Origin of the sequence: Mesorhizobium sp. M0701 (assembly GCF_040320365.1) — a bacterium.
In the GTDB taxonomy this organism is placed as follows: Bacteria; Pseudomonadota; Alphaproteobacteria; order Rhizobiales; family Rhizobiaceae; genus Mesorhizobium.
In genome coordinates, this window is the sequence record NZ_JAMYPO010000001.1 from 107983 (window position 1) to 133089 (window position 25107).

Annotated in this window: 20 protein-coding genes; 7 read left to right on the forward strand and 13 right to left on the reverse strand. The window is 63.0% G+C overall.

The features are described 5' to 3' along the window. Positions 1–16: 16 nt before the first annotated feature. Both NKI24_RS00540 and NKI24_RS00545 read right to left on the reverse strand, forming a co-directional pair. Complete coding sequence (locus tag NKI24_RS00540; RefSeq protein WP_023675475.1) at positions 17–958, reverse strand: D-ribose ABC transporter substrate-binding protein; 942 nt, start codon at positions 956–958, stop codon at positions 17–19. A gap of 260 nt (positions 959–1218) precedes the next feature. Next, complete coding sequence (locus tag NKI24_RS00545) at positions 1219–2046, reverse strand: phosphogluconate dehydrogenase C-terminal domain-containing protein (RefSeq protein ID WP_352448154.1); 828 nt, start codon at positions 2044–2046, stop codon at positions 1219–1221. Between the two features lie 341 nt (positions 2047–2387). Here NKI24_RS00545 and NKI24_RS00550 point away from each other — a divergent pair, with 341 nt between their 5' ends. From NKI24_RS00550 to NKI24_RS00560, 3 genes are all read left to right on the forward strand, one after another. Further along, a complete protein-coding gene (locus tag NKI24_RS00550) occupies positions 2388–3062 on the forward strand; it encodes a DUF2161 domain-containing phosphodiesterase (protein WP_352448155.1) in 675 nt (224 codons plus the stop codon). A 147-nt stretch (positions 3063–3209) separates the two neighbouring features. Continuing rightward, a complete protein-coding gene (locus NKI24_RS00555) occupies positions 3210–3635 on the forward strand; it encodes a hypothetical protein (protein WP_352448156.1) in 426 nt (141 codons plus the stop codon). Positions 3636–3701: 66 nt separating this feature from the next. Beyond that, complete coding sequence (locus tag NKI24_RS00560; RefSeq protein WP_352448157.1) at positions 3702–4892, forward strand: NADH-quinone oxidoreductase subunit D; 1191 nt, start codon at positions 3702–3704, stop codon at positions 4890–4892. A gap of 288 nt (positions 4893–5180) precedes the next feature. On the opposite strand, the gene NKI24_RS00565 is transcribed toward NKI24_RS00560, so the two are convergent. Then, the gene (locus NKI24_RS00565; protein ID WP_023675469.1) at positions 5181–5612 is read right to left on the reverse strand and encodes a hypothetical protein; all 432 of its coding nucleotides are present in this window, start codon (positions 5610–5612) and stop codon (positions 5181–5183) included. Between the two features lie 476 nt (positions 5613–6088). On the opposite strand from NKI24_RS00565, the gene NKI24_RS00570 reads away from it, so the two are divergent. From NKI24_RS00570 to NKI24_RS00580, 3 genes are read left to right on the forward strand one after another with little or no spacing between them, the layout of a single operon-like run. Beyond that, complete coding sequence (locus NKI24_RS00570) at positions 6089–7057, forward strand: HlyD family secretion protein (RefSeq protein WP_352742783.1); 969 nt, start codon at positions 6089–6091, stop codon at positions 7055–7057. Continuing rightward, positions 7054–8667, forward strand: a complete 1614-nt coding sequence (locus NKI24_RS00575) for a DHA2 family efflux MFS transporter permease subunit (protein ID WP_352448159.1) — start codon at positions 7054–7056, stop codon at positions 8665–8667. Before NKI24_RS00570 ends, NKI24_RS00575 begins: the two co-directional genes overlap by 4 nt. A 60-nt stretch (positions 8668–8727) precedes the next feature. Beyond that, positions 8728–8895: a hypothetical protein gene (locus tag NKI24_RS00580; RefSeq protein WP_352448160.1), complete on the forward strand. Its 168-nt coding sequence runs from the start codon at positions 8728–8730 to the stop codon at positions 8893–8895. A 4-nt stretch (positions 8896–8899) separates the two neighbouring features. Here NKI24_RS00580 and NKI24_RS00585 read toward each other — a convergent pair whose 3' ends face one another. Continuing rightward, the gene (locus NKI24_RS00585; RefSeq protein WP_352448161.1) at positions 8900–9652 is read right to left on the reverse strand and encodes a metallophosphoesterase family protein; all 753 of its coding nucleotides are present in this window, start codon (positions 9650–9652) and stop codon (positions 8900–8902) included. Next, positions 9645–10457, reverse strand: coding sequence for a nucleotidyltransferase family protein (locus NKI24_RS00590; protein WP_352448162.1), 813 nt, complete (start codon positions 10455–10457; stop codon positions 9645–9647). Before NKI24_RS00590 ends, NKI24_RS00585 begins: the two co-directional genes overlap by 8 nt. Positions 10458–11165: 708 nt before the next feature. On the opposite strand from NKI24_RS00590, the gene NKI24_RS00595 reads away from it, so the two are divergent. Beyond that, the gene (locus tag NKI24_RS00595; protein ID WP_352448417.1) at positions 11166–12029 is read left to right on the forward strand and encodes a hypothetical protein; all 864 of its coding nucleotides are present in this window, start codon (positions 11166–11168) and stop codon (positions 12027–12029) included. A 59-nt stretch (positions 12030–12088) separates the two neighbouring features. Here NKI24_RS00595 and amaB read toward each other — a convergent pair whose 3' ends face one another. The 8 genes from amaB to NKI24_RS00635 all read right to left on the reverse strand — a co-directional run bounded on the left by amaB (position 12089) and on the right by NKI24_RS00635 (position 25084). After that, positions 12089–13603: an L-piperidine-6-carboxylate dehydrogenase gene (gene amaB, locus NKI24_RS00600; RefSeq protein WP_352702798.1), complete on the reverse strand. Its 1515-nt coding sequence runs from the start codon at positions 13601–13603 to the stop codon at positions 12089–12091. 186 nt (positions 13604–13789) lie between these two features. After that, positions 13790–15064, reverse strand: coding sequence for an RNA polymerase sigma factor (locus NKI24_RS00605; protein ID WP_352742787.1), 1275 nt, complete (start codon positions 15062–15064; stop codon positions 13790–13792). Continuing rightward, on the reverse strand, positions 15061–15435 hold the full coding sequence (locus tag NKI24_RS00610) for a YciI family protein (protein WP_292663532.1): 375 nt from the start codon (positions 15433–15435) through the stop codon (positions 15061–15063). The genes NKI24_RS00605 and NKI24_RS00610 overlap by 4 nt, the downstream gene beginning before the upstream one ends. Positions 15436–15522: 87 nt before the next feature. Next, positions 15523–16641: a DNA topoisomerase IB gene (locus NKI24_RS00615; RefSeq protein WP_352742789.1), complete on the reverse strand. Its 1119-nt coding sequence runs from the start codon at positions 16639–16641 to the stop codon at positions 15523–15525. A 109-nt stretch (positions 16642–16750) separates the two neighbouring features. After that, entirely contained in the window at positions 16751–17635 is an 885-nt protein-coding gene (locus tag NKI24_RS00620) for a transglutaminase family protein (protein ID WP_352448166.1), read from the reverse strand. Between the two features lie 7 nt (positions 17636–17642). Continuing rightward, positions 17643–20054, reverse strand: coding sequence for a circularly permuted type 2 ATP-grasp protein (locus NKI24_RS00625; RefSeq protein ID WP_352742791.1), 2412 nt, complete (start codon positions 20052–20054; stop codon positions 17643–17645). Between the two features lie 6 nt (positions 20055–20060). After that, positions 20061–23432, reverse strand: a complete 3372-nt coding sequence (locus tag NKI24_RS00630; protein ID WP_352742793.1) for a transglutaminase family protein — start codon at positions 23430–23432, stop codon at positions 20061–20063. Positions 23433–23878: 446 nt separating this feature from the next. Next, complete coding sequence (locus NKI24_RS00635; protein WP_352448169.1) at positions 23879–25084, reverse strand: acyl-CoA dehydrogenase; 1206 nt, start codon at positions 25082–25084, stop codon at positions 23879–23881. Positions 25085–25107: the final 23 nt, after the last annotated feature.

Below are 25107 nucleotides of genomic sequence, written 5' to 3' on the forward strand. Positions count from 1 at the left end.
CTGATGTTACACCGGCTCAGTTGGTGAGCGCGAATGTCTCCAGCTTGGCGGCATTGTCGCCATTGACCAGGACGCAGTCCATCAGCTGCTTTTCTTCGGCGGGAGACTTCTTGTTTTTGATGAAGTCGTTGGCCTGCTCGACCGCCATCTGCGCCTGCGCGAAGGCCGGCTGCAGGACTGTCGCCTTGATGCCGCCGGAGGTGATCGAGTCGCGCACGTCGTTCGACCCGTCGAAGCCGACGACGATGACGTCTTTGCGGCCGGCAGCGGCAAGTGCCGCGTAAGCGCCCATCGCCATTGTGTCGTTGCCGGAGATCACGCCCTTGATATCGGGATTGGCCTGGAGGATCGATTCCATCTTTGAATAGGCCTCGGTCTGGCTCCAATTGGCCGACTGCTGCGCCACCATCTTCAGGTCCGGATAGTCGTCGATGACGTCGTGGTAACCCTTGGAGCGGATGCCGGCATTGGTGTCGGATTCCTTGCCGACGAGCTCGACGAAATTACCCTTCTCGCCCATCAGCTTGACGAATTCCTGTGCGCCGAGCTGGGCGCCCTGATAATTGTTGGAGACGATCTGCGCGACGGCAACGCCGGTGGCATTGATCTCGCGATCGATCAGGAAGGAAGGAACGCCCGCGTCCTTGGCCTTCTGCACCGCGGCGACGGTGGCGTCGGCGCCGGCATTGTCGAGGATGATCGCCTTGGCGCCGCGGCCGATCGCCGTGTCGATCAATTCGGACTGCTTGTTGGCGTCGTCGTCATGGACGAGCACCAACGCCTCGTAACCGAGTTCCTTGGCCTTGGCCTCCGCGCCGACAGCTTCCGCCTTGAAGAACGGATTGTCATGCGAGGGCGTGATGATGGCGATCAAATCCGCCGCATAGGCGGGTGCGGCGGTGCCAAGCGCCAGCATGCCGGCAAAAGCCGCAAGCGTCATTCTGCGTGTCAGTTTCATGTATTCCTCCCGTTGAAAATCCGTGCCTTGTCCCAAGGCTATATGCATTCGATTTCGTTAGCCGGCCGTAGGCGGCGGGTCGCGTCAGATTCACAAGCCCTTGGCCGGCTTCACCTCGACGGATCGCTCCCCCCTATCCTCCATTCATCCAGCGCCTGATCCTGCTTGACTGTCCGATCCATCGAACAGCTAAGCCAACTGGTATAATGAGTCAATGACAATTTCAGGTGACATGTTCCGGGGAGAACGCGTCGCTGCCCTCAAGTGATGCGCTGAATGCTCGCGGCAATCTCCTCCGGCTCGAACACCCGCTTCCAGTCATCGCGCATCAGCACCGGCTTGCCGAACTCTATCGCCTTGTTGCAGGCGTCGGAGAACACGCCTTTGGTCTCGCCGAAGATGACGGCGCCAAGCACGTTCATATGACCAAGCAGGAAGTCGAGCGCCGCCTGCTTGTCGACCCCGCGCGCCACCACCTCGTCGACCGCCTCTTTCATGATGACGAGCAGCGAAGCGCATACCGTTTCCGAAAGGCCGGGCTCGAGCAGGGCCATCTGATCGACAGTGACGCGATGGGAGCGCATGACCGGCGCCCAGATGATTTTTGCGATCGCCTCACCCTTGGCGAAATCTTCCTCCGGTCCCTGCATCAAGGCGCTGACCATGTGCTGCTTGGCCTTGACGCCGCCGAAATAATCCTTCTTGGCCGCCATGTCGGTCTCGTCGTTGAAGATCGGCGGATGGCACGGGTGGGTGACGAAATAGGTCAGGTCCGGCCGCTTCGGCAAATGCCCGGCGAAAGGTGCCGCAGCGTCGAGCACGACGATCATCGTGCCTGATGCAAGCTTGCTCTCGATACTCGCCGCGACCTTGCCGATGTGCGTGTCCGGCACCGCCAGGATCACCACATCGGCGCCATCAAGCGCCACATCGGCGCTGACGGCATCGATGCCGAGGCCCGACTTAAGCCGCTCGCGGCCGGCGTCGCTGACCTCGACATGGCGTATCGTATAGGGAGATCCGCGAAAATTGGTCGACAGACGGTAACCCATTTTGCCGCCCGCACCAAACAGCGCAATCGTTGTCATGTGTCCGTTACTCCTGAATTCCAACGACGGCCCTGCCGATCGTCATCCCATTGACTTGTATGCACATTGCCGCCGGTTGGCGGATTAGAGAACGCAGGGGAGCCGCCGCTCAAATGACGATGCCATGGACGATGTCTCGGGCGCCCGGATGTCCAGCACAGCGCAGCTACGCGGAGCATGCTACCTTAGGTACACATTATACCAGCATACCAAATTGGCAAGCGGCCATGGCACGGCTCTGACCACTTGCTCGGCCGTCGTTTACCTCCTGTTCAACGGCAAGGAGCGATCATCGCGCTGAACCGCCGATCGGCGGGATGATTCGCAGCCGACAAAGGCCCATGCTCGAAACGTCACTCTACAGCCCGGTCAAGGCCTTCCTCGAAGGCCTGGGATTTATAGTCAAGGGCGAGATCGGCGGCTGCGATCTGCTGGCGCTGAGTGCCGACTCTCCACCGATCGTCGTCATCTGCGAGCTGAAGCTGAAGTTCAATCTCGAGCTCATCCTCCAGGGCATCGACCGTATGGCGGCGAGCGACGAGGTCTGGCTAGCGGCATGCATGTCGGCCCGTGGCAAGGGCCGTGAGAGCGATGTGAGATACCGCAATCTCTGCCGTCGGCTCGGCTTTGGCCTGCTTGGCGTGCGACCGAACGGCGAGGTTCAGGTGCTGCTCAGCCCGACGGCATTGGCTCCGCGTCGCGATCCCCGGCGCCGCTCGAAGCTAATTGACGAACATCGGCGTCGGCAGGGCGATCCTGTCGCCGGCGGCGGCTCGCGTGCGCCGATCATGACCGCTTATCGCCAGCAGGCGCTGGCATGCGCCGCAGCCCTCGCCGACGGCCCAAAGCGGCCGCGTGACTTGAAGCCCAACCTGCCGAACGCGCCTAAGATCCTGCTGCACAATGTGTATCGCTGGTTCGCACGCACCGATCGCGGGATCTACGAACTGACCGCTCAGGGCCGTGAGGCGTTGCAGCGCTGGCCGCAGCCCGATCGCAGCCACACCGCTGCCTGAGACAGGCAACGCCGGATTTCGCGCCCTGCTTTCCGCGACAATCACGGCTTTCGGCAAGACATCACCTCGGTCACGGAACCATATTTCGACACGATGGTTTTGTCGTCACCGAATTGATCGTCCGCTGAGCAAACGGAAGGAACGGCCATGCGCCTATCGACGACAATTGCCACACTTTCGGCACTGGCCCTTGCCTCGCCGGTCTATGCGCAATCCGTGGGACCAGAGCTTGCCCCTGTCCCGCCGACGGCCCCGCAAACCCTGCCGGAGCAAGCCACCCCCGAAGGGACCACTCCCGACCAGGCTACACCTGACCAAGCCTTCTCCGCCCAGAATTTCACCGCAGTGACAATCGTGGCGATGGAGGATCTGCCTCCTGACATCAAGGCACAGGCGGAGGCCGTCGTCACGCAGACCAGCGCCGAGGATTTGCGCATCCTGCAAAGTTCGATCGACGCATCGCCGCAGGCGGCATCGGCGCTGGCGGCGAACGGGCTTAATTCCACGCAGGTGGTGGCGGCCAATATCGACGGCGACGGCACGCTGACGCTGATCATCCAGACGACGACGTGAGCGGCTGAAAGCGGACAAGCCGGCTCCGGCACGGAAACGAAGGCCGCCCGATCGCGGAGGACTGTCATGGCCGAGGCTGCAGTTCGCAACTTCACCATCAATTTCGGGCCACAACATCCCTCCGCTCACGGCGTCCTGCGGCTGGTGCTCGAACTCGACGGCGAGATCGTGGAACGCGCCGATCCCCACATCGGCCTGCTGCATCGCGGCACCGAAAAGCTCATCGAGTACAAGAACTACCTGCAGGCCTTGCCCTATTTCGACCGGCTCGACTACGTCGCGCCGATGAACCAGGAGCATGCATTCTGTCTCGCCGCCGAGAAGCTCCTCCAAATATCGGTTACGAAACGCGGACAGCTCATCCGCGTGCTTTTCTGCGAAATAGGCCGGCTGTTATCGCACCTCCTCAACGTCACCACGCAAGCCATGGACATCGGCGCGTTGACGCCGCCGCTCTGGGGTTTCGCCGAGCGCGAGAAGCTGATGGTCTTTTATGAGCGCGCGTCCGGCGCCCGCATGCACGCGAATTATTTCAGGGTCGGCGGCGTGCATCAGGATCTGCCGCCGGAACTCCTCGACGACATCTGGAAGTTCTGCGATCCGTTCCTCAAGGTCTGCCACAATCTCGAAGAGCTGTTGACCGAGAACCGCATCTTCAAGCAGCGCAATGTCGATGTCGGGGTGATCGGCCTCGATGATGCCTGGGCCTGGGGCTTTTCCGGGGTGATGGTACGCGGATCGGGCGCGTCCTGGGACCTGCGCAAGGCGCAGCCATACGAATGCTATTCGGAGATGGATTTCGATATTCCGGTCGGCAAGCATGGCGACTGCTACGACCGCTATCTCGTACGCATGGAGGAAATGCGCCAGTCGGTCCGGATCATGCGGCAATGCCTGGAAAAGTTGCGCTCACCCGAAGGCCAGGGACCGGTCGCGATTCCGAACCACAAGATCACGCCGCCGCCGCGTGCCACGATGAAGCGCTCGATGGAAGCGACGATCCACCACTTCAAACTTTATACCGAAGGCATTCGCGTGCCGAGCGGTGAAGTCTATGCCGCCGTCGAGGCGCCGAAGGGTGAATTCGGCGTCTACCTCGTGTCGGACGGGGGCAACGTTCCCTACCGATGCAAGATCCGCGCACCTTCCTTCGCCCACCTGCAGGCGATGGATTTCCTGTCCCGAGGCCATATGATCGCCGATGTTGCCGCGATCATCGGCTCGCTCGACATCGTGTTCGGAGAAATCGATCGCTAGTTTAGCCAGGTCGCAGGATCTTCCCCGATCGCAGGATCATTTGTGTCGTTAGTAGCCGCGCAGGCAGGCCTGGACGGCGCTCGGCCGCCGGCCAGACGAAGGCCCTCACCTGCGGCGGGCCAGCTCAAATTCTCACATCAAAGACGGACGCATGGCCGCGACAAGGCGCAGCCAAGCGTCGAGGAGTTTCACAATCTGCGCGGCCCGACGGCGCACGAGCCCTTCCAAGTTCGGAAGCGCTCTCCACGGCGCGGAAAGAACGCGTGTTCCGCCGTTCCTCGTACCGCCTCAATGCACGATCAAGCCCTTCATCCAGGCAACAAATCTGTTGCCGCGAACTATCCCGCGCACCCTGGCAGCGGCCCATCTCGCTTGCATCGTAGCGCCGACATGGCAATGGCAGACGATTTGGTGCAACTGCCGGTCGCTAAGTTCGAAGAAGCGCTTTGCCTCACCATAGGTATCATCGCTGAGGCCCATGGCACGCAGAACCGGATCCTCGAAGGCGACAGTGAGCGGCGTGCCAGCGCCACGCGATCTGTCGCGCGCTTCCCTGTTCATATATTCGGTGCCTGGAAGCGCCCCAAGGCATCGCGTCGGGTTTTGTTCGAGAAGTTCCGCCCAACGTTCAATCCGCTGGGTTCGAGTCATCGCCGGATACGCCGCGAAGGACTCAACTTCCGCGACGGCCTGCAGTTGGTCGAGTGTTTGATGTTTCATGGTCGGCTCCTGTCGACAGGTGAATTCGCCCACGCCTACATGAGCAATTATCGCGCCATGGAGCGCTGACAAGGCCGGACCGCCGCAACATGAGGCGTACGGATCACCTGCCCCGTCGAAGCGGCGCTCGAATTCCGACGCGCCCCCGCCTGTGTTCGATGTCGACCCGTTAACCGAACCCGTTTCCGGACAGGAACTTTTGCGGAAGCTTGCCGTTTGGCTTTGCGTCCGCTTCGGCGGCTGCAATATCAATCTTGAAAGCAATTCCGTTGGACACGAAGCCTCAACGCGTCGAGCAAGACGTCGAGCCTGTAAATGAAACCCGGGAGCAACCGGCCCCGGTTCGAGAATCTCATGAGCGATCGGCAGAGCCCCGGCAGGAAAAACCCGACGGGAATGCCTCGCAACGAAAGGCCGGTCTGCTCGGCTTTCCCAGGCGCCATCCCTATGCGGCCGCAGCCATCGCGCTTGCGCTGTTGCTCGTCGCGGCAGGCATCGCGATCTGGTGGCTGAACGCTCGCCAGTACGAATCGACCGACGACGCCTTCATAGATGCGCGCACAGTGACGATCGGTGCGCAAATAGCCGGCCGCATTACCGAGCTGGCGGTTACCGACAATCAGCATATACAGGCGGGCGATGTCCTCCTGCGTATCGACGACAGCGACTATCAGGCAAACCTGAAGCAGGCCGATGCCGGCGTCGCCGCGGCCGAGGCCGAAATCGTCAATGTCGCCGCCCAGATCGAGGCTCAAAACGCAAAGGTAAACGCTGCCCAGAGGCAGGTTGCACAGGCCAAGGCAGCGCTGGACTTCGCCAAGGCCGAGGATCAACGCAATCGCGAACTCCTGGCCAGGGGCACAGCAACGCGGCAGCAGGCGCAGCAGGCGGCATCGACGTTGCGTCAGGATCAGGCCGCGCTGGACAGCGCCGAGGCCAATGTAGCCTCCGCAAAAAGCCAGGTTTCGGTCTTGCAGGCACAGGCCAGGAGCGTCGAGGCGCAGCTCGAGCAGGCAAAGGCCAGCCAGGAGCAAGCCCGCACGACGCTGTCGCGCACGACTATCACAGCACCCGCAGCCGGGCGGGCAACGAGCATTTCCGCCGCGAACGGCACCTACGCCCAACCCGGCCAGGTATTGATGATGTTCGTTCCCGACGAGGTCTGGGTGAAGGCCAATTTCAAGGAGACGCAGCTCGATCTGATGCGGCAGGGACAGCCGGTCGACATCGACATCGACGCCTACCCGGACAAGTCCTTTCACGGCCGCGTCGACAGTATTCAGGCCGGCAGCGGCACCGCCTTCAGCCTCCTGCCGGCCGAAAATGCCACCGGCAATTATGTCAAGGTGGTGCAGCGCGTGCCGGTCAAGATCGTCTTCGACAAGCCGCCGGATGTGCTTCTCGGGCCAGGCCTGTCGGTGGTGCCGACGGTCAAGGTGCGATGAACGGCGAAACCGCCAGAAATCAGGGCGAAAGCCGATCCGCCGCCGGGACACACAATCCGTGGCTCATCGCCGTCGTCGTCTCCATAGCCACTTTCATGCTGGTGCTGGACACCTCGATCGCCAATGTCGCCCTGCGCAACATCGCTGGCAGCCTGGCGGCCGGAATGGACGAAAGCACCTGGGTGATTACCACCTATCTCGTTGCCAACTCGGTGATCATTCCGGTCAGCGGCTGGCTGGCAAGCGTCATCGGCCGCAAGCGCTACTACATGCTCTGCGTTGCGACCTTCACCGTCGCGTCGCTGCTGTGCGGACTGGCACCCAACCTGGAACTGCTCATCCTGTTCAGGGTCCTTCAGGGCCTCGGCGGCGGCGGCATGGCGCCAAGCGAGCAATCGATCCTTGCCGACACCTTTCCGCCTGAAAAGCGCTCGCAGGCCTTCGCGCTTTACGGCATTGCCGTCATCGTCGCACCGACGGTCGGGCCGACGATCGGCGGCTGGCTGACCGACCATTTCTCCTGGCACTGGATCTTCTTCATCAACGTGCCGTTCGGCATCCTGTCGCTGGCCCTGGTGCAATGGCTGTTGGTCGAACCGGACGTACTCGAACGCGAACGCAAGGAACGGCTGAAGGGCGGCCTGAAGATCGACGGGATCGGGTTCGTCCTGGTGGCGACGGCCTTGGGGTGCCTGGAGATTTTTCTCGACCGGGGCCAGCGCTACGATTGGTTCGCCTCGGATTTCATCACCACTTTCGCAGTGATTTCCGCGATCGCGTTCCTGCTGCTTATCCCATGGGAGCTCAGTCGCAGCGATCCGGTCGTCGACATGCGTCTGTTGTTCACGCGCCAGTTCGGCACGGCCTTCCTGGTCATGATGGCGGTCGGTGCTATCCTGTTCAGCACCACCCAGATCGTGCCGCAGCTGCAGCAGACGACATTTGCCTACACCGCGACGCTCTCGGGCCTTTCGATGATGCCGGGCGGCATCGCCATGCTGATCTTGATGCCGGTGTCCGGATTTGTAGGCAGCATCGTGCAGCCCAAATACCTGATCATGATGGGCATGTCGGTGGTCGCAGTGGCCCTCTGGCATATGACCTCGCTTACTCCGGACGCCAGCTTCCGCTTCTTTGCCTTTGCCCGTGTTTTCCTGATGGTCGGGCTGCCGTTCCTGTTCATTCCCATCTCGACCGCGGCCTATGTCGGCCTGCCCCCGCAGAAGACCAACCAGGCATCGGCGCTGATCAACGTTGCACGCAATATCGGCGGCAGCATCGGCGTCTCGCTGTCCAACACCGTCATTGCGCAAAGCTCCCAGATCCATCAATCGTATCTGGTCGGCCACACCGTGCAGTCGTCGCCCGCCTATCAGCAGGCACTTCGGCAGGCGACCGAGCATTTCGTCGCCCAGGGTTCGCCGATGGTCGAGGCGAAGCAGCAGGCGATCGGCTGGCTTGGCCAGTTGATCGCCCGCCAGGCCACGCTGCTCGCCTATGTCGATGTCTTCCGCTACTGCGCGGTGGCAACCGCCCTGCTCGTTCCGCTTGCTCTGCTGCTGCGATCAAGCAAGTCGGGCAGCAGACAGGCGAATCCGGAGATGGGCTGACCAGAAGGCGGGAACCAGCTGACCCATTGCGTTGTTCTGCGCCAAGAGGAGATGATCACGATGGCCACTATTCCCACACCCGAGCCAATGCCGACCCCGGTGCCGCCGCCTCCCATCCCCGATCCCAAGCCCGTGCGTGAGCCGGACCCCGACAGGCTCCCCGACGAGGACCCCATTCCCAATCCGGATGAAAACGACATTCCGCCGAAGCGGGCGTTCAACATCTAGCCTATTAGATTTCGAGCACAGCGTAGGGGCGGCCGGTCGGCTTGGCGACATGCATGGCAACGTTATAGACCGTCGCCCCGCCCGGTGTGCGGCCCTCGTAGGCGCCGCGATGCGCATGGCCATGCACCACCGCGCTGACCTGGAACCGGTCTATTGTCTCGGCCAGGCGTGACGAACCGAGAAACGGGAAGATCTCCAGCGGCTCGCCTTCGACCGTCTCGACGACAGGCGCGTAGTGCAGAACGACAAGCGTGCGTTTGGCGCGGACCTGCCGCATTGCGTTTTCAAGCCGCATCGCTTCGTTCACGCTTTCCGCCACCATTGACTTGATCGCCGGTTCGCCGAAGGAGCCGAGCATGCGCGATCCAAAACCGCCAACGAAACCCTTGACCCCAACGAACCCGACCTCGTGAATCTCCGTCGCCTCGCCGTCGAGCAGGTGAACGCCCGCCTGACGCAGAATGTCGGTGACCTGCTCGACGGCGCCTGACTCATAGTCGTGATTGCCAAGTACGGCGACGACCGGGATCGTGCAGGCACGCAGTTCCTCGGCAAGGATTTCGGCCTCCCGAGGCTTGCCGAGATTGGTAAGGTCGCCCGTCAGCACGAGAACCTGGGCTGCACGCGACATCTCGCCGAAAAGATCGCGGTACGAGGCCTGGTCCTCCTTGCCGACATGCAGATCGCCAATGGCGGCGACTTTGAGTGCGCTGCCGTTTTCCGCCTTCGGCGAAGCAGTTTCGAGCTCGTCAGCCATTGCTATGTTCTCCTTCACCGCCGACGTCGGCAAAACCCCAGTCGTTGACGTCGATCTCATAGTCAGTTCGTGAAAGCATGCGCCCACGGCAGATTTTCATCCGGGAAGGTGGCAATTCGCGCTGCTTGGCCAGCCGGTCAAGCAGCTCGTCGAGCAGCCAGGCGGGCACGCGGCCCCGCTCCGTCGGATAGATCCATCGGAAGTTCAAGAGATGCATCAGCAGAACTTCCCAATGAACTTCCATGTAGGAAAGCAGCCTTTGCCAGTCGATCTGGTCGTGGGCCTTGAGGATGGTGTGCGAGATGTCGGCACCATCGTGGCGACCGCGGTCCTGGATGAAACTTTTGGACCAGATAAGCTCGGTGGGCCCGATGATCCGCACCTGGCTGCCCAGCAATTCGCCCTGACGGGCGTGCTCCAGCCACTGGTCGTCGACAGGCATGGTGCCGTTCATCGAGGCGAAAATGACGTCGAAAAAATGGGTGCCCTTGAACACTTTACCGAGCCACCGGTCGTCCTCGACCACGACGGCGTAGCCGATCTGCTTGAAATGGGCGAGGATGCGCGGGCAGTCGCCGGCCTTGCAGAAAATGTCGAGATCCTTGGTCTGGCGGATGATCCCGGTATAGGCGCTTACGGCATAGGTGCCGGCGACGAGAAAGGGGATGCCGGTCGCGACAAGTTCGCGGATCGCTTCGATATAAAAGACCTCCGCTTCGGCATTGCGAAGCGTCGGGGCGGCTTTTGGATCGACCGACGGAACGGATGCCGGGATCGCGCTTTCCGGTGGGGGATTAATGATCATAGCAATGGCTCCTGGCCCGGCAGACCAGCAGCCGCCTGTATCTAATAGCCAAGCATGCCCGATGGTTCCCGCCGTTACGCGGCACTGCCGCTCTCGCCTGCTGCATCAGGCGGACACGCCGCCGTGGGAGGCCTTCGAAGCGGTCATGGTTGTCGGCTGCGGCGCGGCCCTAAAATGATATGTGAGCGGTCATTTTTGACGTCAAGATCGCAGCGCGGTCAGCCTCAAGCACGTCGAGGCGGAGTGGGCCCGCTATCATCCTCGGGTCCGGAGAGGATTGGCTTCAACATGGTTCCCGAACTGTCGGAGGCGCTGCGCACTCGGCGCAACAGCCACTTGAGCGCCCGTGGCCAGACCGACTCTGTTTGCCGGAAAGCTGCAGGCGGCGTGGCGAAAAGGCCATTCTCCATTTTGTAGTCCCTCACTGTCTCAGTCCAATCAGCGTTCTTCAACGAGCAAAGCTTGTGTTGGTTCCGCGTCGCCATCGGCGGGAGCACGGGCTGGACAGGCGAAGTCATCGTTGGTGGGTTCGAGCGGGCTAGCCCTCTGCAGCGAAATCAGTGGCCTCGGCGATCAAGTCGCGGAATTCAGCCCACTAGCCGGCGGGATTCAGCTCGTATCGTAATGCGCCGGCTCTGGACACGACCCGCGAAGGCTGAAATTGTGATCGGCATTTTCCAGTTGCAAATTTGGTTGGGCTCGGCGGGGATGGCGCTGGTTTCTGAAGACATTGCCAGCCATCCGGCACTGCGTCGCCATGTCCAGGCTCAGTCGCGGACGCTTCTCCAGACCTATGAAGCGAACCCGCGGCTGGCTTCCGTATTCGCCACGCAACAGCGTTGGCTGATGGCCCATATCGGCCTTGGCTTGTATTTCAATCGAGAGCCGGACGATCATCGCAAGGGCCTTACGTCCGCACGGTTCATGGACGACATCTGCCGGCATTCGGTGGCCAGCCGCAACACCGCCGACGCCTTCCTGAAGGAGATGCTGCATTACGGTTTCATCCGGCATCTGCCGATTAAATATGGGCGCGTCCGCCCGTTTGAGCCGGCCGCGGGCACTCTGGAGACGGTTGCCGGCTGGGTCATGGCTCATCTGAAAACGCTGGACAGCCTGGACGGTGGATTTCGACTGCCTGCATTCGTCGCACAACCGGATGTGCTCGCCAAACTGCAGCCACTGGTGGCCGACGGACTGCTTTCGTCGCATGCCGTGCGCGAGCCAAGACAGACTTTTTCCTTGTTCACCTGGCTCGACAATGGCGGCATCGTCATGGATTGGCTGATGTCCGGCGTCGACCCCGATCATGCCGACCTGGACCGAATCCCGACCGGTGTCGTCTCAATCGGGGATTTCGCGAACTGGCTCAAGCTTTCCCGCACTCACCTGTCACGCAAATTGCGCGATGCCGAGGAACTCGGCAGCATCGGCTGGCTGGGCCAGCGCGGTCACTCGGTCATGTGGGTGTCGAGCGAGTTCTATCAGGAATACATGACCGCCCAGGCGGTCAAGCTCGCCATCATCGATGCAGCCTTCGACAATTGTGTTGTAACTTCCGAAGCCAGCTGAACCGCGAGCCGACCGCCGTCGTGGCGGCTTTCGCGCCGCCGCGACGGAGATCTGGCTTTTCAATCGATGTCGAACGACACGCCCTGCGCAAGCGGCAGCGCCTTGGAATAATTCACCGTATTGGTGGCGCGCCGCATATAGGCCTTCCAGGCATCGGACCCCGACTCGCGGCCGCCGCCGGTCTCCTTCTCGCCACCGAAGGCACCGCCGATCTCGGCCCCTGACGTGCCTATATTGACGTTGGCGATGCCGCAGTCCGATCCGTCGACGCTAAGAAAGCGCTCGGATTCCTGCAGGTCGCGGGTAAAGATCGAGGATGACAGCCCCGCTCCCACCGCATTGTGTTCTTCTAGCACGATGTCGAAGTCCGAATATTTCATCACATAGAGGATGGGCGCGAAGGTTTCCTCCGTCACCGGCGAAACCTGCCGCGGCATTTCGACCAGCGCCGGACGCACATAGTGGGCCTCGGGGTGACCGTTCTCGACCCGCATTCCGCCGGTTATCTTACCGCCATGCGAAGCCGCCTCCTCCAGCGCCTTCTGCATATTCTCGTAGGCAGCCTTGTCGATCAGCGGGCCAACCAGAGCGCTTGTCTCCAGCGGATTACCGACCGAGACGCTCTCATAAGCCTTCTTCAGGCGCGGAACGAGCTGGTCATAGACGCTCTCATGCACGAACAGGCGCCTGAGCGTCGTGCAGCGCTGGCCGGCCGTGCCCATGGCGCCGAAGGCGATAGCGCGGAGCGCCATGTCCAGATCGGCCGTCGGGCAGACGATGCCGGCATTGTTGCCGCCGAGCTCCAGCACCGCACGGGCAAAGCGCTTCGCCAGCCGTGGGCCGACATCCCTGCCCATGCGCGTCGAGCCGGTGGCCGAGACCAGCGGCACCTTCGGATGGTCAACCAGGATCTCGCCGACGGCACGGTCGCCGATCAGCACCGGCGCCAGGCCCTGCGGCGCGTCCGTGCCAAAACGCTTTACCGCGCGTGCAAAAATCGCTTCGCAGGCGAGCGCCGTCAGCGGGGTCTTCTCGGACGGTTTCCACACCACCGCGTCGCCGCAGACCAGCGCAAGTGCCGCGTTCCACGACCATACCGCCACCGGAAAGTTGAAGGCCGAGATGACGCCGACGACGCCCAGCGGATGCCAGGTCTCCATCATGCGATGGCCGGGACGCTCGGTGGCGATGGTCAGGCCGTACAATTGCCGGGAAAGACCGACGGCGAAATCGCAGATGTCGATCATCTCCTGCACTTCGCCAAGACCTTCGGATGGGATCTTGCCGACTTCGATCGATACCAACCGGCCAAGCTCGGCCTTGTGTGTGCGCAATTCCTCGCCGAGCAGCCGCACCAGTTCGCCACGCTTGGGAGCTGGCACCTGCCGCCACGCCAGGAAAGCTTTGTGGGCATTGTCGATGGTCGTTGCCGCATCGGCCGGCGAGATGGTCTTCAGCGCGGCGATCTGCTCGCCGGTTACCGGGCTGCGCACGATGAGGTCGCCGCCCGTAAGCGCGCCCTCGGCAACGCCCAGTTTCGCCAGAAGCCCGGCCGTTTCCTTCGCAATCGTCATTTCGTTCGTCCCTTTCAGATCCCGTCGCTCATATGGCGTCGGTCCAAGCTTTTCGCCATACCGGTTCCCTGCCGGTCGGCATACCAGGCGCTGTCATGGCGTGGCATTACGCGTTTCAGGGAGAAATCGCCACCCCGGCATGGTCCAAGCCGGCGTCCGACTGTTGAACCAGCCAGATAGAGCGAATCAGTGTGCCGTCTTGGCGGTTTCCCGCACGGCGCTTTCTTTCATCAGCCGGTCGATATGCATGCGGATATGCGCTGCCTCGGCGGCCGTATTGGCGAGCGCGATGGCGCGGTCGAAAGCGACACGCGCCTCCTCGCCGCGGCCAAGCTGCATCAGCAGTCCGCCCTTGAGGCCGAAGAAATGGAAATAGCCGGAAAGCCTTCCCTCCAGCGGCTCGATCATGGCGAGTGCGGCTTCCGGTCCACGCACCTTGGAGACCGCGACGGCGCGGTTGAGCGTCACCACCGGCGACGGCTGCATCTGCTCGAGCAGCCCGTAGAGCAGGTCGATCTCGTTCCAGTCCGTATCCTCGGGTTTTTCCGCCCGCGCATGCAGTGCGGCGATCGCCGCTTGCACCTGGTAGGGACCGGGCTTGCGATGGCGCAACGCCTTATCGACCAGCGCCAGGCCTTCATCGATCATCTTGCGGCTCCACAGACTGCGGTCCTGGTCTTCGAGCAGCACGATCTCGCCGTTCTCGTCGAAGCGAGCCGGCGAGCGTGCATGCTGCAGCAGCAACAGCGCCATCAGCCCCATGATCTCCGGCTCGGTCTGGAACAGCCTGAGCAGCAGCCGGGCCAGCCGGATCGCCTCTTCGCAAAGCGGCGCTCGCGCCGAAGCCTCGCCGCTGTTGCTGGAATAGCCTTCGTTGAAGATCAAGTAGACCATGGCGGCGACGGCGGCGAGCCGTTCGGAGCGCTCGACCGCTCCCGGCGTCTCGAACGGCACCCCGGCGTCGGCGATACGCGCCTTGGCGCGCGTGATACGCTGCTCCATGGCGCTTTCACCGACGAGGAAGGCGCGGGCGATCTGCTTGACCGTCAGGCCGGAGACGATGCGTAACGCCACCGCGATCTGCTGTGTGGCCGGCAGGTCGGGATGGCAGCAGATAAACAGCAGCCGCAAAATGTCGTCGCGGTAATGCGCGCCGTCCAGCCGCTCGGCGACGTCGCTCTCGGCATCCTCCAGATCGGAGATCTGGTCCTCCTCCGGCAGCGGCGCCTGCTTGGCGCGCTTGCGCACCGCATCGATGCCGCTGTTGCGGCCGACGAAAATCAGCCAGGCTGCCGGATCGCGCGGAGGACCGTTTTTCGGCCAGTTGTTCAGTGCCCTCAGGCAGGCGTCCTGGAATGCTTCCTCCGCCGCGTCGAGGTCGCGGAAGTAGCGCAGCAATGCCCCCATCGCCTGCGGGCGAGCGGTGCTGATTGCCGTGCTGATCCAGGCGAGTTCGGTCATGCGGAAACCTTGGCGGGATTGAAGAGCGAGACCGGCCGGATTTCATAGGAGCCGCCGCTCGGATTGACCTCGGAAAGCTCGCGCGCGAAGTCGACGGCCTCATCGAGATCGGCGCATTCGAGCGTGTAGAAGCCGAGGAACTGTTCCTTGGTTTCGGCAAACGGGCCGTCGATGACGATCGATTCGCCCTTGACCTTCCTCAGCGTCGTCGCCGCGGTCGTCGGCAAGAGCCGCGCCACCGGACCAAGCCGGCCCGCCTGGGCATATTTTTCCTGCACACCGATAAGCTTTTCCATGACTGCGTCGTCCTGCTCCTTGCTCCAGGAGCAGACGACGTCTTCAGAGGCATAGCAGAGGATCGCGTAGAGCATGGGTCGTCCTTTTCTCTGTCAAAGGACGAAACACTAGGACCGATGCCGACATGGCGTCGACAAAAAAAATACGCCCCCGGTCTGGCGTCATTCCCTCGCCTTCAGCCATCTCAAGACCAAGGCCTCCTCGTCGTCGAGCCCGGCGATCGAGCGCTTGCCTTTGTTGGCATCCGCCATTTCGTCCAGCAGCCGTCCTTCGGACCAGGCGCGAAACACTTCCGGATGGATGTAGCATTGGCGACAAACCGCGCGTGTGTTGCCAAGCCGATCGGCAACCTTGTCGATGACACTGTTCATCACCCTCTTTTGCTGCGCCTGGCTTTCCGGACGTTCGGTTTGCGCAAACAGCGACGCTGCATGGATGGTGCCACCCCAGGTTCTGAAGTGCTTGGAGCTGAACTCCGCTCCGGCATTTTCCCTGATATAGCGGTTGACGTCGTCTGAGCGCACCGGATGCCTGTTTCCGTCCTCGTCGAGATACTGGAACAGTTTTTGGCCCGGCAGGTCCTGCGCTCCACGCACGACCTTGGCAATCCGGCGATCGACAAGCTTCAATCTCCATTCCTTGCCGGATTTACCGATGAAGGCAAAACGCAGGCTCGAGCCCTTGATGTCGACATGGCGGTCGCGCAGCGTGGTCAGCCCAAAACTCTTGTTGTCGCGGGCATAGGCGGCATTGCCGACACGGATCATCGTGTTGTCGAGCAGCCAGACGATAGCCGCAACGACGCGTTCCAGCGGCAGGCCGTGACGGCGCAAATCGACGTCGATCTGCCGCCGCAGTTCGGGCAGGCTTTCGGCGAAGGCGATCAGGCTCGAATATTTGACGCCGTCACGCTCCTCCGCCCAGTGCGGGTGATAGCGGTATTGTTTGCGGCCGCGCTGGTCCCGACCGGTCGCCTGGATGTGACCGTCGGCATCCGGCGAGATCCACACATCCGTCCAGGCCGGTGGAATGGCGAGCGCCCTGATGCGTGCCAGCGCCTCCCCGTCGACAGTCCGCCCGTCGGGTCCTTTGTACGAGAACCCCTTGCCCGAAGGCAGCCGGCGAATACCGGGTTCAGTGTCGGTGACATAGTTGAGCGAGGCCCGAACGGCGGAGGCTTGCGCGCCGTTCTCCAGCGCTCCGTTCTGCGGCACCCCGTTTTTTGGTGCAGCTTTCCTCACAGCCGATCGGCCAGACGACGACCCGGATTTGTCCAGCATGTCCTCTCCACGGAATTTCCGTAGATAAGCCGCTTGCCGGCTGCGGGTTCCAACGTCTCTTGATTGCCAAGACAGATTAACGACGACGCCGTGCAACGAGGAGGTGCAGTCACGCCTTTTCGAGCACGACCGGTATGACGTCGACTGCCTGCTCGCCGACCTGTCCACCAGTGGTTTTCAGCACGCCGACGATCGGCGCCACATCGGAGTAATCGCGGCCGTAGCCGACCGTGATATGGTCGTTGCTTGCCCGCATGCCATTGGTCGGATCGAATTCCTGCCAGCCGGCATCGCGCCCGCACCACACCTTGACCCAGGCGTGCATGGCGTCGGCGCCTTCGAGCCGCGGCTTCCCGCGCGGCGGGATGGTGCGCAGGAACCCGCTGACATAGCCCGCGGGAATACCGAGGCCGCGCAGGCCGGCGATCATGATGTGGGAAAAATCCTGGCAGACGCCGCGCTTCAGGCCAAAGGCGTCGCTGGCCCGCGTCTGCACGGTGGTCGCCTCGCCGTCATAGGTGAAATCGCGGTGAATGCGGTTGCACAGAGCCATGGCCGTGCCGACTGTCGAACTGCCGGCACTGCCTTTCGCATAGGCAGTGATTGCCGCGTCGATGCCGGCATGATCGCTGGCGGCCAGAAAGTGATGCGGCGAAGCCGGCGCCAGCGAGTGCACTGCGCCGAGTTCTTCCCTCAGCCGGCGTATGTCCGGCGATACGTCGAGCCCGGGTTCGGGCCGCGACACTGAAACACGCGCGCTCATCCTGATGTCGAGCGCATCATGCGCGTCACGAAAGGCGATCGAGGTGACACTGTTGCCGAAAAAGTCGGAAAAGTCGGAACGTTCGCTGGGCGCCGGCACAAAAGACAGTGAAGCGGCGATGACGCGCTGCACGCCAGGGATGGTCGGCGGCAGCACGCGCACCTGATGGCGGCCACCGCCGGCCGCCGCATCATAGTCGTAACGCAGGTGAAGCCTGATGTCGTAGAGCATGCTGTCTCTACCCGAAATAGGCTTTGGCGAGGCTGTTGTAGAGCCCGCCGATTTCATTGGCGAGATCGCCGAGGGCGTTGGCCGTCATGTCCGAGGGCTCCTTGATGGCGATCGACGTGTTGAGCTGCAGGATTTCCTTGGCCGCCGGCGACATATGGCCTTCAGCGCCGACAGCGGGCAGCAGCGCGATTTCGGCCTTCAGCCGTTCGAGCTGGAAAAGGATTGAGCGCGGGTTGAGCGGATCGAGCGCCAGAAGGTCGACCACCGTGCGCCGTCCCGCCTGCACCGGATATTGCCGACGGTGGGTCATGACGCTGTCGCCGATCTCCAGCATCATGTCGAGCGCACCTTCCGGCGCCTGGGCTCTGGTCAGCCGGGCGAGCGTGCGGGCTATCTGGATGCCGCGTTCGAGCCTGCGGCCGATTTCCAGGAAACGCCAGCCGGCAAAGCGGTACATATTCTCGTGCAGCAGGCCGGAAAACCCGGCCAGCTTGCGCAGGATGACCGTCATTGCCCTTGTCGCGTCGTCGCCCGGCGCCACTGTCGCGGCAAATTGGTGGATGGTCTTCGATAGATCCTTCAATGCCAGCCAGCCATCGGGCGAGAAGCGGTCGCGGATCTGCCCGGCGCTGTAAACGGCGCTGTCCAGCGTGCCGATGAGCCCCAATGGGATTGCCGTCTCGACGTCGATGCCGAACGGCGCGAGATAGTCGCTGATATCGGCGAGCAGCGGCATCTCGGGATCGGATGTCTCGGCCAGCCGCACATGGTAGGCGCGCAGGATGCGCACCGTGTCTTCCGATCGCTCGATATAGCGGCCGAGCCATGTCAGGTTCTCAGCCGCGCGGCTCGGCAGGCTGCCCGGCAAGGTTCGGGTGAAGCTGTCGTGCTCCTGCGGCAGCAGCGTCTCGCGCTCGACCGGCCTGTCGCTGACCACCCAGACATCCGCCGCCTGGCCGCCGCGCTGCATGGCGATGGCCGTCGGGTCGAGCGAAAAGCCGACACGGGCAAAACCGCCCGGCATCACCGTCCAGCCTTCCGGCGTCCGCGCCAGATAGACGCGCAGGCTTGCCGGCCGCGGCTCCAGCCAACCGCCGACATAGACAGGCGTGGTCGACAGCGTCACCGCTTCCTGGCCGACGAAGTCGCCGCCGTCCCGTTCGATCCTGGCGACGAGTTCGGCCCGTTCCTCGACCGACAGCGCTGACCCGAGCTTGGTCGAGCCGTCGTCCTCGAAGGCAAGCCGCGTCGACAGCGCCGGGCCGATCACCATGCTATCGATATTGGCGAGCACATGCTCGCGCTCCGCCTCCTGCCCGCACCACCATGTCGCGACCGTCGGCAGCAGCAGTTCCTCGTTGCGCAGGGCGCGCGAAATCTTCGGCAGGAAGGCGAGCAGCGCGCGCGTCTCCATCAGGCCGGAGCCCAGTGCATTGACGGCCGAAACCGCTCCTTGCCGAACCGCCTCGACCAGCCCCGGCGTGCCGATCTGCGAGTCCGGCCGCAATTCAAGCGGATCGGCGAAGGCGGCGTCGAGCCGCCGCCACAAGACGCTCACCGGCATCAGCCCCGAAACCGTGCGCACCATCAGCCTGCCGCCCGAGACGGTCAGGTCCTCGCCCTCGAGCAGCATGATGCCGAGATAGCGGGCGATATAGGCATGTTCGTAATAGGTTTCGTTCAGCGGTCCCGGCGTCAGGATGGCGACACGGCCGCCGGCTTGCTTGGCCATGCCGATCAGCGCGTCGCGGAAGCGACGGAAGAAGCCGGCCAGGCGGTGCACATGCATTTCGCCGTAGATGTCGGACAGCGCCCTTGTGGTGGCGACGCGGTTTTCCAGCGCAAAGCCGGCGCCTGACGGCGCCTGTGTGCGGTCGCCAAGCACCCACCAGCGGCCGTCCGGGCCACGACCGAGCTCGAAGGCGCAGAAATGCAGGAAATGGCCGCTGGCCGGCCTGGTGCCGACGACCGGCCGCAAATATTCCGGGCTGGCCGCGATCAATCCGGCCGGCAGAATGCCTTTCTCGACCAGCCGGTTCGGCCCGTAAATGTCGCCGATGGTCTCCTCGAACAGATCGGCGCGCTGGACCAGGCCGGCGCTGATGTCAGCCCATTCCTGCTCCTCGATCAGCAGCGGCACATGCGCTAGCGGCCATTCCCGCTCATTGGCGCCGGCCTTGTCGTAGACGCGGTAATAGACGCCGGCATCGCGCAGGTACTGGTCGGCGCGGGCGAAGCGCTGGGCAAGCTTTTCCGGACCCAGGTCCTCCAGCGCCTCGATGAAGTGCCGCCACGCCGGCCGCGGATTGCCCGACGCATCGACCATCTCATCGACGACGCCGTCGATCGGCTGATAGTGCTCCAGCAGACTGTGGGTCTGCGGCTTGCTGCGCAGCCTTTTGTGATTCCCCTTCGCCATGGCTGATCAGAGTCTTTGCGGCCGCCGAAGGTCAAGGGTCATCGGGAAATCTTCAGAGGCTTCTTCGTTGCGCAGCACATAGCTGGACGGCGTATGGCCACGTGGCTCGAAGCGGGCGAGCCGCCGCGCCTCCGCTTCGTTGCCGTTGACCGGGAAGGTGTCGTAGCTGCGCCCGCCGGGATGTGCCACATGATAGACGCAGCCGCCAACCGCGCGGCCCGACCAGCGGTCATAGATGTCGAAGACCAGCGGGGTGTTGACCGGTAGCGCCGGATGCAGGCCCGACGCCGGCTGCCAGGCCTTGAAGCGCACGCCGGCCACCGCGATCTCGCGGTTGTCGGTCACCTTCATCGGCACGACGCGGCCGTTGCAGACGACGGCGTGACGCTCCGGGTTGAGTCCCTCGGTCTTCACCTGCAGCCTTTCGACGGAGGAATCGACAAAGCGCACGGTGCCGCCGATCGCGCCTTGCTCGCCCATCACGTGCCACGGCTCGAGCGCCTGCCTGAGCTCCAGCTTGACGCCGGCATGCTGGACCTCGCCGCAGAACGGGAAGCGGAATTCGAGCTGGGCGTCGAACCATTCCGGACGGAACGCAAAGCCGTTCAGCTTGAGGTCGTCCAGCACGTCGAGAAAATCCGCCCAGGCATAATGCGGCAGCATGAAACGGTCGTGCAGCGAGGTGCCCCAGCGCACGAAGCGGCCGTCGAGCGGGTTCTTCCAGGCCCGGGCGATGATGGCGCGCACCAGCAATTGCTGCGCCAGGCTCATGCGCGCGTTGGGCGGCATCTCGAAACCGCGGAATTCGACCAGCCCGAGCCGGCCGGTCGGCCCGTCCGGCGAAAACAGCTTGTCGATGCAGATTTCCGATCGATGCGTATTGCCGGTCACGTCGGTCAGAAGGTTGCGGAACAGCCGGTCGACCAGCCACGGCAGGGGTGCCGCGCCCTTGTCCGGATGTGGCACCTGCGCCATCGCGATTTCGAGTTCGTAAAGCGAATCGTGGCGCGCCTCGTCGAAGCGCGGCGCCTGGCTGGTCGGGCCGATGAACAGGCCGGAGAAAAGGTAGGACAGCGACGGATGTCGCTGCCATTGCAGCACCAGGCTCTTCAACAGGTCGGGGCGGCGCAGGAACGGACTGTCGTTGGGTGTCGCGCCGCCGACGACGACGTGGTTGCCGCCGCCGGTGCCGGTGTGGCGGCCGTCGATCATGAACTTGTCGGCGCCAAGCCGCGTCTGCCGCGCCTCTTCGTAGATCGCCGTGGTCGTCGCCACGCAATCCTGCCAATTTGCGGCGGGGTGGATATTGACCTCGATGACGCCGGGATCGGGTGCGACACGGATGACGTTGAGGCGCGGATCGTGCGGCGGGCCGTAGCCCTCTATATGCACCGGCAGGCCGATCGCCCTTGCCGCGTTCTCCGCCGCCGCCACCAGTTCGAGATAGTCCTCCAGCGCCTCGACCGGCGGCATGAACACACAAAGCCGTCCGTCGCGCGGCTCGACCGAAAGGGCCGTGCGCACGGCGCCGCCGATCTCGGTGATCTCCTGTTCGACGCGGTCCTGCTGGCCGGTAACGGCCGTAAAGGATACCGCCTGCTGGCGTCGCGCCATTTCGTCGGCGCCTTCCAGTTCGGCCGGAGCGGGCGAAGAAACAGAACCGGGCAAGATCGCCTCACGCGCCGGCAACGATCCGCGCGGCAGCGATGGATCGACGGGCACGATGTAGGGAAACTGTGCCGGCGGCACATACGGCAGCGTACCAAGCGGCAGGCGGTAGCCAACCGGTGAATCGCCGGGCACCAGGAACAGCCGGCCGCGCCGCGTCTTCCACTTCTCTGAGCGCCAGCGCGGTCCGGACGCCTGGCTGTTCCAGCGCTGGACAGGCAGCACATAGCCCGACGGCTTGGTCAGCCCGCGTTCGAACACCCGCGCCATGCGGCTGCGCTCCTCGGGGTCCTCCAGCTTCGAATTGGAAGGATCGACGTTGTCCGGCAGCTTGCCTTCCTTGAGCAGCCATTCGGCGGGATCCTCATAGGCTTCGCTGACCATCGTCTTGTCGATGCCGAGTTCGTCGGCAATCGCCGTCAGCAGGCTTTCGGCCTGCTTCGGTCCGACATCCGCCTCGCTCTTTTCATGTGCGATCAGCGACGGGTCGCTCCACACCGGCTCGCCGTCGGTGCGCCAGTAGAGCGAGAAGGTCCAGCGCGGCAGGCTTTCGCCGGGATACCATTTGCCCTGTCCGTAATGCAGGAAGCCGCCCGGCGCGAAGCGTTCGCGCAGCCGGCGGATCAGCGCATCGGCCTTTTCCCGCTTGGTCGGCCCGACGGCTGCCGTGTTCCACTCGGCCGCCTCGAAATCGTCGATCGAGACGAAGGTCGGCTCGCCGCCCATGGTCAGCCGCACGTCGCCGGCCTGGAGTGCTGCATCGACCTCGGCGCCCAGCGCGTCCAGCGCCTGCCAGCTCTCGTCGGAGAACGGCTTGGTGATGCGCGGATGCTCGGCGATGCGGTCTACCCGCATTTCGAAGCCGAATTCGACATTGGCGAAGCTCGCCATGCCGGAGATCGGCGCGGCATTGCGGAAATGCGGCGTTGCCGCGAGCGGCACATGGCTTTCGCCGGTGAGCAGGCCGGAGGTCGGGTCGAAGCCGATCCAGCCGGCGCCCGGCAGATACACCTCGCACCAGGCATGGAGGTCAGTGAAATCGGTCGCCGTGCCGGGCGGCCCGTCAAGAGCGACGAGGTCGGGCTTCAGCTGGATCAGATAGCCGGAGACGAAGCGCGCGGCGATGCCGAGGTTCCTCAGTATCTGCACCAGGAGCCAGCTCGAATCCCGGCACGACCCCTTGCCGGCGGCCAGCGTTTCCTCGGGCGAGAAGACGCCGGTTTCCATGCGCACGATATAGGCGATCTCGCGCTGCAGCCGCGCATTGAGGTCGACGACAAAATTGACGGTGTTGGTCGGTTGGCGCGCGATGGTTTTCAGGAATGCCTCCAACAGCGGCCCCGCCGGTTCCGGCGTTCGGTAGATGGTCAGATCGTCCCGGATCTCTTCGGGGTATTCGAATGGAAACGTCTCGGCCGACGGTTCGACGAAGAAATCGAACGGATTGTAGACCGTCATGTCGGCAACGAGATCGACCTCGATCTTCAGTTCCGTCACCGGCTCGGGAAAGACGAAGCGGGCCAGAAAATTGCCGTAGGGGTCCTGCTGCAGATTGACGAAGTGATTTGCCGGCCCGACCTTCAGCGAATGGCTTAGCACCTTGGTGCGGGAATGCGGCGCAGGCTGCAACCTTATGACTTGCGGGCCTAATACGACCGGCCGGTCGTATTTGTAATGGGTCAGGTGATAGACGGCTGCCAGAATTGCCATGGTGCCCCTGAAGTCGGTGTTTCAAAAGGAGTTCGCTGAACCCTGACACGAATGCTGACCATTCTCCAAGCAGAGATGTTACGCTGCACCTAAATCAAGCAGCTTGCATAGCTCACGAAACGGAGCGCCGACCCCGGGATTCCGCAGTGTGGCGGCAAAACGTTGCAACGCTGCAGAGCCGAAGTCCGGCGGGTCAGCACCGGGCGCTTCCCGCCGATATCGATGATCGGCAGCACACGCGATGCTTCGTCGAAAAGAGCTGAAAAGAAAAACCCGCCTCGGCGGACGGGTCGTTGGAGCCAATTAGCACCATACCGAAATTAGTAGCATAGCTGCCGGCACAAAGCAAGAACAAAATGTGGCATCGTCGACGAAAATTGCCGATCTCCCGCTTTGCGAGCGGAGATACCAGGCACGGGCATCCTGGAAGCGGAGAACACCTGAACCTAAAAGAACGCCTGCAATCCGGTCTGCGCCCGTCCGAGGATCAGCGCATGCACGTCATGCGTGCCCTCATAGGTGTTGACGGTTTCCAGGTTCTGGGCGTGGCGCATGACGTGGTAACCGATCTGGATGCCATTGCCGCCATGCATGTCGCGGGCCTGGCGGGCGATGTCGAGCGCCTTGCCGCAATTGTTGCGCTTGACGAGCGAGATCATCTCCGGCGCCATCTTGCCTTCATCCATCAGCCGCCCGACGCGCAGGCTGCCCTGCAGGCCGAGCGCGATCTCGGTCTGCATGTCGGCGAGCTTCTTCTGGAAAAGCTGCGTGCCGGCCAGCGGCTTGCCGAACTGCTTACGGTCGAGGCCATACTGGCGGGCGCGGTGCCAGCAATCCTCAGCCGCGCCCATGGCGCCCCAGGAAATTCCGTAGCGCGCCCGGTTGAGGCAGCCAAACGGCCCTTTGAGACCCGAGACATTGGGCAGCAACGCGTCCTCGCCGACCTCGACGCCTTCCATCACCACTTCGCCGGTAATCGAGGCTCGCAGCGACAGCTTGCCGCCGATCTTCGGCGCCGATAGCCCGTTCATACCCTTTTCCAGGACAAAGCCGCGAATCTGGTTGTCATGCGCGCCCCCACTTTCGTCGGACAACTTTGCCCAGACGACGAACACGTCTGCGATCGGCGCGTTGGAAATCCACATTTTCGAGCCGGAGATCCTGTAGCCGCTCGCGGTCTTCTCGGCCCGCGTCTTCATGCCGCCCGGGTCGGAACCGGCGTCAGGCTCGGTCAGGCCAAAGCAGCCGATCCATTCGCCCGACGCCAGCTTCGGCAGGTATTTCTTGCGCTGTTCTTCCGAGCCATAGGCATGGATCGGATACATTACCAGCGACGACTGCACGCTCATCATCGAGCGATAGCCCGAGTCGATCCGCTCCACTTCCCGCGCGACCAGCCCGTAGGTGATGTAGTTGGCGCCGAGCCCGCCATATTCTTCCGGGATGGTGATGCCGAGCAGACCGGCCTCGCCCATTTCGCGAAAGATCCCGGCGTCGGTCTTCTCCTCGAGATAGGCTTCCTCGATCTTCGGAGCGAGCTTGTCGGCGGCAAACGCGGCGGCGCCATCGCGCACCATGCGCTCGTCCTCCGAAAGCTGGTCCTCGATCAGGAAAGGATCATCCCAGACGAATGCGTTCTTGTCGGCGGCCATGGCTCTCGGTCTCCCAAACTCAT